This is a genomic window from Microvirga yunnanensis (assembly GCF_025460875.1).
The window spans coordinates 57249-65364 of record NZ_JAMXFI010000038.1 but is presented as its reverse complement, the minus strand read 5'-3'; the positions used below and the strand labels follow the sequence as shown (position 1 = coordinate 65364).

Below are 8116 nucleotides of genomic sequence, written 5' to 3'. Positions count from 1 at the left end.
CAACGTTAACGCCAAAAAAAAGAGGGCTTTGCGATCTGGACCATCGCAAAGCCCTTTAAACAGAAGAAAAGGCTGCCTTGAAGGGCAGCCCTGTGCCTCGAGGGTGGCCCGGCCCGTCGCGCGACTCAGAGGGCTGGGGGGCTGACGTGTCCAAGCCGTTCGATGAGCCGGGCCGTCGAGGCAACTTGAGTATTTACGGCATTCAGTGCGGCTCCATCACGGCGCGATTGAGGCAGGAATAAGATTTGCAGAAGAAGCCGTGATTCATCCTGTCGTCATGGGTTGATCCCTTAGCCGCCGAAGCCCATCATCAGGGCATGTTTTGCGAGTTATGGGAGGCGTCATGAGCGAAGGTGACATCGCAGAGCCGCTGCGCGGCGGCCCGATGCCGGGTTCGGCCCACATCGTTCCTTTCCCCGCCGCGCCGAAACAGGTGTCCTTCGACCGTGCCGAGTTGCAGGCCATTCTCAATCTCTACGGCCGCATGGTGGCGGCCGGCGAATGGCGCGATTACGCCATCGATTTCCTGCCCGACAAGGCCGTCTTCTCCATCTTCCGACGCACGTCCGAAATGCCCCTCTACCGGATCGAGAAGGACCCGAAGCTCGCCAAGAAGCAGGGCGCCTATTCGGTGATCGTCTCCACGGGACTGATCCTCAAGCGCGGGCATGAACTCGCCCGCGTGCTGCGGGTGCTCGACAAGCCGAAGGTGGTGTCCGCTTAAGGCTTTTCGCCGGCTGCCGTTCTCGGAAGCCGCGGCCGGGGCCGGTGCGGCGACCGCTTCGCCATCCGGAACGCCCCCTTGCCCCTCGCGTTGCAGGAAGGATGCCGCCGAAACCCGATCCGGCGTCGACAGCGACACCCCATGAAGCAGCGAAGAGGGACCCCGATGACGCGAGACCTCGCCGGCCTTTCCGTGGTGATCACCGGCGCGTCGAGCGGGATCGGCCGCGCCGCGGCGCTCGCCTTCGCCCGGCGGGGCGTCCATGTGGCCCTCGCGGCGCGACGAGCGGACCTGATCGAGGAGGTCGCCCACGCGTGCCGGGACCTGGGGGTCCGGGCGATCGCCGTTCCCACCGACGTGACCGATGCCGCCGCCGTCGACGACCTCGCCCAGGCGGCGCGACGCGCCTTCGGTGCCATCGACGTCTGGATCAACAATGCCGGCACGGGGGTGTTCGGCCCCTATCAGGATGCGGACATCGCCCTCCACCGGCGCACCATCGAGGTCAACCTGCTCGGGTCGATGCACGGCGCGTATGCGGCCTTGCCCGTCTTCCTCGAGCAGGGCCGCGGCATCCTCATCAACACCGTCTCCCTCGGCGGCTGGGCACCGAGCCCGTTTGCCGCCGCCTACACGGCTTCCAAGTTCGGCCTGCGGGGGTTCTCGGCCAGCCTGCGCCAGGAACTGGTCGACCGTCCCGACATCCATGTCTGCGGCGTGTTCCCGGCCATCGTCGACACGCCGGGTTTCGAGCATGGCGCCAACGTATCCGGCCGGCAGATCAACCTGGGATCGCTGATCTATGCGCCCGAGGACGTGGCCGAGACTTTCGTGGCCCTGGTGCGCCGGCCGCGCGACGAGGTCGCCGTGGGATGGCCCGCGCGGGCGGCCCAGGTCGCCTATGCCCTGGCGCCGGGCCCGACCGAGCACCTGGCGGGCGCCTTCATGCGCCGGGCTCTCGAACGCGCCGCCCCGGCGCCGCGGACGGAAGGGGCCCTGCTGGAGCCCGTTCCCACGGGCCGGGGCGTGAGCGGCGGCTGGCGCGCCCGCAAGGGCCTGCCGTTTTCGGCTCGCCGCCCGAGCCGCATGGCCGGCGCCGTCGTCCTCGCGGGACTGGCGCTTCTGCTGGGCACGAGGGCTGCGGCGCGGGCTCGGCGCTGATCAGATCGGCCGGGTCGGCGGCTCGCCCGTGCCGCGTCCGAGCGGCCGCTGCATCAGCACGGTGGAGAGCCAGCGTCCGTGCTTGTAGCCGATGCCCTTCAGGATCCCGACGGGCTCGAAGCCCAGGCTCCGATGCAGGCCGATGGACCCCTTGGAGTCCTCGTCGCCGATGACCGCCACCATGAGCCGGAAATCCCGCGCCGCGCAATCCTCGATCAGCGCGGCGAGCAGCAGGCGCCCGACGCCCTGTCCCTGCGCGGCCGGGGCAACATAGATCGAATCCTCCACGGTCGAGCGGTAGGCCGGCCGCGTGCGGTAGGCGCCCGCATAGGCGTAGCCGAGGATCGCCCCGTCCCTCTCGGCGACCAGATAAGGATAGCCGCCCTCCAGAAGGGCGGCGCGGCGGCGCGCCATTTCCGCCCGATCCGGAGGATCGAGCTCGAACGAGGCGGTGCCGTGCGTGACCGCATGGGCGTAGATCGCCGTGACGGCATCCAGATCGGCATCGGCAGACGGGCGGATGAGGATGCTCATGAGGGCTGTCTCACGCAGGTCGGGGGCGGAACGGAACAGAATCCGAAAGCGAGTCCACTTTCGAGCCCGATGCGCTGCTTAAGGGAAGGAGTATCGGATCCAATCCCAAAAGTGGGTCCACTTTTGGGTCCGATACTCTAGCATGGACGGCATGAGAAAGGCACGCCCGTGAACGATCTCGGTCCCACCAGAACCCGGCCATCCACCGCTTCCAGGACGCAGACCATGGTGGTCTGGTCGGCGATCCTGGCCTCCAGCATGGTCTTCGCCGACGGGGCCATCGTGACCGTGGCGATGCCGCAGATGCGCATGAGCCTTCAGGCGTCGCTTGCCGAGATGCAATGGGTCACCAATGCCTATGCGCTGACCCTGTCGGCCTTCCTGCTGCTGGGCGGCGCGGCGGGAGACGCCTACGGCCTCAGGCGGGTCTTCCTGATCGGCATCACGGGCTTCGGCGCGACCTCCCTGTGGTGCGGCCTGTCGGGAACGCCCGGGATGCTGATCGCCGCCCGGGCCTTCCAGGGTGTCGGCGGCGCCCTGCTGGTGCCGGGTTCGCTCGCCCTGATCAGCGCCCATTTCCCGAAGGAGGCGCGCGGCAGGGCCATCGGCACCTGGGCGGCCGCGTCAGGCATCGCGGCGGCCCTGGGGCCGATCCTCGGAGGCTGGCTGATCGACGTCGGTCCGTGGCAGGCGATCTTCTGGATCAACGTCCCGGTTGCAGCCCTGGCGCTCTGGCTGTGCGCGACGCATGTCCCGGAGAGTCCCGTGGCGCGGGCCGCCGCCATGGACTGGCTCGGGGGCGCGCTGGCCATCGCGGCCCTCGGTCTGCTGGCCTATGGCCTGACGGCTTTGGGGGAACGGGAGAGCCACAAGGGCCTCGCCGCGCTGCTGGCGCTCGCCGGCGCCGCGATGCTCGGCCTCTTCATCCGGCACGAGGCGCGCGCGGCCGCTCCGATGATGCCCCTCGACCTGTTCCACGTGTCCGCCTTCGCCAACGTCAATGCCCTGACGCTGCTGCTCTATTTCGCGCTCGCCGGCGCCCTGTTCTTTCTGCCCACCGCCCTGATCGAGGCCCACGGCTATTCGGCCGCCAGGGCCGGGTCGGTGTTCCTGCCCTTCACGATCCTGATGGCCGTGCTGTCCCGGCTCGGCGGCGTGATGGCCGACCGGTTCGGCACCCGCATGCTCCTGACCGCCGGCCCCCTGATCACGGCCCTGAGCTTCGCGCTCCTGGCCCCGGCGGTGCTGCATGGCGGCTACTGGATCGCGATCGTGCCCGTGATGGCCCTCATGGGGCTCGGCATGGGGATCACGGTCGCGCCGCTCTCGACGACGGTGATGAACGCCGTTCCCGACGCGCGCATCGGCGTGGCGTCGGGCATCAACAACGCGGTGTCCCGCGTCGCGGGCCTGATCGCCGTCGCCGCCCTCGGGGTCGTCGCCACGATCGGGTTCCGGCGGACCGCCGCATGGTCGGATCCGGACCTGGCGGACCGCTTCGCGCAGGCGACTTTCGGGGCGCTCCCCTCGTCCGACGCGCAGGCCGGCGCCGTGCGCGATCTCTATGCCACGGCAACCACCGGCGGGTTCGGACTTGTGGCGCTGATCTGCGCCGCCGCGGCCACTGCCGGCGCCTGGTTCGGCTATCGCTCGACACCTTCGGGACAGGCTTGAGCCCAACCTCCCGCTTTGGCGGATCCGGCAGCCCGCCCGTGAGCAAATGACTCGCGGCCTCTCCGATGTGGGGGGTTAACTGCGTCTGCTGGGGCCGAACTCTGACGGACGAGGTGAGCTTCGGTCGGGTACCGCCCGCCCGGAGCCTCAAGCATCGGCTGCACAAGTGGGAACCGGTTTTGCGTGGAAAGATGCTCCCAAACAAAAGCTTGAAGCATCGCACGGACCCGGAGGGCCGCGTCAGCGAAAAGTGGATCCTGTTTCCACGATGAACGATGCGCCAGCCAAGAGTGGATCATCGTCGGGTCGCAAGAACTGGGTTCGACGCTGGAGACGCTCACCAAGCGCAGCTGTCAAAACAAAAGCCCCGGCCTTTCGGCCGGGGCTTCGAGAGCGTCTGCTCCGCTCGTCCTCACTGGTTGCGGTTGCCGACGAGAGCGAGGAGGAACTGGAACATGTTGATGAAGTCCAGGTACAGGGTCAGGGCGCCCAGCACGGACGCCTTGCCGGCCGCCTCGGAGTCGAGGTTGCCGTAGAGGTACATCTCCTTCAGCTTCTGCGTGTCGTAGGCGGTCAGGCCTGCGAAGATCAGGACGCCGATCACGGAAATGCCGAACTGCAAGGCGCTCGAGGCGACGAAGATGTTCACGATCGAGGCCAGGATCAGGCCGACGAGGCCCATGATCAGGAACGAGCCCATGCCCGACAGGCTGCGGTTGGTGGTGTAGCCCCAGAGCGACAGCGAGCCGAAGGCCGCCGCCGTGATGAAGAACACCTGCACGACGCTCGCACCGGTGTAGCGGATGAGCAGCGTCGAGAGCGAGGCGCCCATCACCGCCGCGAAGGCGAAGAAGGTGCCGCGGGCGGAGGCCGCCGACATCCGGTCCATGCGGAACGAGAAGAAGAAGATGAACGCCAGAGGTGCCAGCGCCACGATCCACATCAGGGGCGTGGTGTACAGGGTGACGCCGAACTGGGTCAGGCCGACGCCGCCGATCCGGGCGACCGCAGCCGACGGATCGCTCGTCGTGGCCAGCATGTTCACGCCGAGTGCGACCAGGGCCGAGATGGCAAGGCCCAGGACCATGTTGTTGTAGACGCCGAGCATGAAGGCGCGCAGGCCCTGGTCGACCTGAGCTGCCGTCCGGGCAAAGCCGGTGCCATAGGCGTTTTGGTTTTGCTCATACGGTTGCATCGGAGTCCTTTCTCGCGGTGTTCCGTGTGTTCCCTCGAAAGGCTGGGAAGTCAGCCCTCGGCCGCCGCATGTGCGGCGACATGCAAAATATGAGGGGCGGGCCTGCGTTGCGCAAGAGGCAGCGCCAAGCTTCAAATCTTCGTGACAAAGAAAAAGGAGGAGCAGAGTGGCTGCTGCTCCGCACACCCATTCATCGGCTTTCCTATAACGGCCTTACAGGAACCGGGCGTCAAAGATTTCTCAAGTAGAGCGCCGGCTTTTGACTGAGGATCCGCCATGTTCCGACGAGGCCGAGACCGACGCTCACGAGAACCGTCAGCGCACAGGCCAGGACGGCGCCCGAGAGATCCAGGGTAAAGCTCAGGTTCATCACGCGGGTGATGATGAAATAGGCCGCGAGCGTTCCCGCCAGCAGCCCGAACGCCGCCGTGGCGAGGCCGAGAAGTCCGTATTCGAGCGCATAGGCCGAGAGCAGCCGCGCCCGGGTGGCGCCGAGGGTCTTGAGCACGACCGCATCGTAGAGCCGCGCCCGGTGTCCGGCGGCGAGCGCGCCGGCCAGGACCAGGAGGCTCGCGATCAGCGCGATGGAGCTTGCGCCGCGGATCGCCATGACGAGCTGCGAGACCACGTCGTTCACCGCCTCCAGGGCATCCTTCACCCGCACGCTCGTCACCATCGGGTAGGCCTGGGCGGAGCTTCTCAGGATCCGGGCGTCGAGCGCCGCGTCCGAGCCGTTCGGGAAGGTCACGGTGGCCAGATGCGTGTGCGGCGCGCCGGCAAACGCGTTGGGCGAGAACACCATGACGAAGTTGATGCCCATGGAGCGCCATTCGATCTCGCGCAGGTTGGCGATGGTGGCGCTGATGTTGCGGCCGAGCACGTTGACGGTGATCTCGTCTCCGATCTTGAGGCCGAGGCCCTCGGCGATCTTGCGGTCGAAGGACACGAGCGGCCGGCCGCGATAATCGTCAGGCCACCACTCGCCCTGGACCACCTTGGAGCCTTCCGGCGGCCTGGCCGCGTAGGTGATGCCGCGGTCGCCCTCGAGCACCCAGGACACGTCCTCGGGCGCCTTGACCTCGGCCACGGGACGTCCGCCGAGGGTCACGAGGCGTCCACGCATCATGGGCACGCGCTCGATTTGGGCCTCGCCGGCCTGGCTCCTGAGGAAGCTCTCGAACGAATCCGCCTGCTGGTTCGGGATGTCGAGGAAGAAGAAGCTCGGCGCCCGCTCCGGCAGGCTCTGGGTGAGCTGGCGGGTCAGGTTGCTGTCGATGAGGGCAAGCGTCACGAGAAGCGTGATGCCCAGACCCAGCGACAGGACCAGGGAGGGCGTCAGCGCGCCGGGCCGGTGGATGTTGGCGAGCGCGAGCCGCGGCGCCGTCCGGCGGGGGCGCGGCAGGCGGCGCGCGAGCGCCATGATGCCGAGCGCCACCACACGCAGGAGCAGGAACGAGCCCGCGGCCGCGCCCACGAACATCAGGGCGATGCGCCGGTCATAGGCCGCCAGCAGGGACAACCCGACGAGCGCCGCGACCGAGAGCACGAGCGCCGCGATGTAGCGCTTGCGCGGCCAGCGCCGCTCCGGGTCGATCTGGTCGCGGAAGAGGCCCGACACGGGCACGTCGTGCGCCCGGCCGAGGGGCGCCAGCGCGAAGACCAGGGCCGTGAGCACCCCATAGAGCAGCGCGATGCCGAGCTCGTTCCAGGCGAGAGTCGGCTGGATCGGGATCGGCAGGAGATGGCCGAAGAGGCCGGTCACCATGAAGGGCAGGACGGCCCCGAAGGCCAGCCCGATGCCGATGCCCACGAGGGCGATCAGCATCACCTGGACGAGATAGAGCAGCACCACCTGGCCGCCGGGAGCCCCCAGGCTCTTGAGGGTCGCGATGGAGGCGCGCTTGCGGTCGACGAAGCCGCGCACCGCATTGGCCACGCCGACGCCGCCGACGAGGAGTGCGGTGAGGCCGACGAGCGTGAGGAACTGGGTGAAGCGCTCGATATTGCGGGCGAAGCGCGGATCCGCGTTGAGGCGCGTGCGGATGTTCCAGCCGGCCTCCGGCAGGACGCGGTTCGCCTCGGCCTCGATCCGGCTCAGCCCCTCCTCGGTGGACTGGCCCGCCGGCAGGGTGAGCCGGTAGGTCCAGCGCACGAGGCTGCCCGGCTGGACGAGGCCCGTGGCCTTCAGGGCCTCCTGCGAGAGGAGGAGCCGCGGCCCGAAGCCGATGCCGTCGGCGATCTTGTCGGGCTCGGACAACAGGCGGGCGCGCAGCTCCACGTTGGCCGCCCCGACCGTGACCCGGTCGCCCACCTTCAGGTCGAGCCGGGCGAGGAGCGCCGGATCGACCGCGGCCCCGAAGGCGCCGTCGCGCTCGGCGAAGAGGTCGGCAGGCGGGAGGGTTGGAGCGGTCTCAAGCGTGCCGACCGTGGGATAGCCCCCGTCGACGGCCTTCATCTCCACCAGCCCCGAGCCCTTCTCGCCGGCCACCGCCATGGCCCGCATGGTGGCGATCACGTTGACCCGGCCCTGCGATTCCAGGAATGCCCGCTCGGGCGCCCCCGCCTCGCGCTGGAGCAGGGAGAAGGCCATGTCGCCGCCGAGAATCCGCCGGCCCTCGCGGGAGATGCCCTCGGTCAGGGAGCGGGACAGGGACGATACGCTGGCGATGGCCGCCACGCCGAGCGCGATGCAGGCGAGAAAGATGCCGAAGCCCCTCAGGCCGCCGCGCAGCTCGCGGAACGCGAGACGCAGCAGGAGGGGCAGGCGCGACGCGGAAACCGGGCGCGGCCGGGGTGCGGCGGGGAGAGAGCCGTGCATGACCGAGATC

General features: G+C 68.7%; 6 protein-coding genes. 3 read left to right on the top strand and 3 right to left on the bottom strand.

The window, feature by feature from the left end; genetic code table 11:
* Nucleotides 1–343 precede the first annotated feature (343 nt).
* Together NF876_RS19435 and NF876_RS19430 are read left to right on the top strand one after the other, a co-directional pair.
* On the top strand, nt 344–724 hold the full coding sequence (locus tag NF876_RS19435) for a DUF2794 domain-containing protein (protein WP_262270309.1): 381 nt from the start codon (nt 344–346) through the stop codon (nt 722–724).
* 165 nt (nt 725–889) lie between these two features.
* Entirely contained in the window at nt 890–1885 is a 996-nt protein-coding gene (locus NF876_RS19430) for an SDR family oxidoreductase (RefSeq protein WP_262270308.1), read from the top strand.
* Here the strand turns inward: NF876_RS19430 and NF876_RS19425 are convergent, their stop codons facing one another.
* Complete coding sequence (locus NF876_RS19425) at nt 1886–2419, bottom strand: GNAT family N-acetyltransferase (protein WP_262270307.1); 534 nt, start codon at nt 2417–2419, stop codon at nt 1886–1888.
* A 225-nt stretch (nt 2420–2644) separates the two neighbouring features.
* Between NF876_RS19425 and NF876_RS19420 the strand changes: the two genes are divergently transcribed.
* Nucleotides 2645–4093: an MFS transporter gene (locus NF876_RS19420; RefSeq protein ID WP_262270306.1), complete on the top strand. Its 1449-nt coding sequence runs from the start codon at nt 2645–2647 to the stop codon at nt 4091–4093.
* Between the two features lie 412 nt (nt 4094–4505).
* Here NF876_RS19420 and NF876_RS19415 read toward each other — a convergent pair whose 3' ends face one another.
* Both NF876_RS19415 and NF876_RS19410 read right to left on the bottom strand, forming a co-directional pair.
* Nucleotides 4506–5288, bottom strand: coding sequence for a Bax inhibitor-1/YccA family protein (locus tag NF876_RS19415; protein ID WP_262270305.1), 783 nt, complete (start codon nt 5286–5288; stop codon nt 4506–4508).
* 229 nt (nt 5289–5517) lie between these two features.
* Nucleotides 5518–8106, bottom strand: a complete 2589-nt coding sequence (locus NF876_RS19410; protein ID WP_262270304.1) for an ABC transporter permease — start codon at nt 8104–8106, stop codon at nt 5518–5520.
* Nucleotides 8107–8116 lie beyond the last annotated feature (10 nt).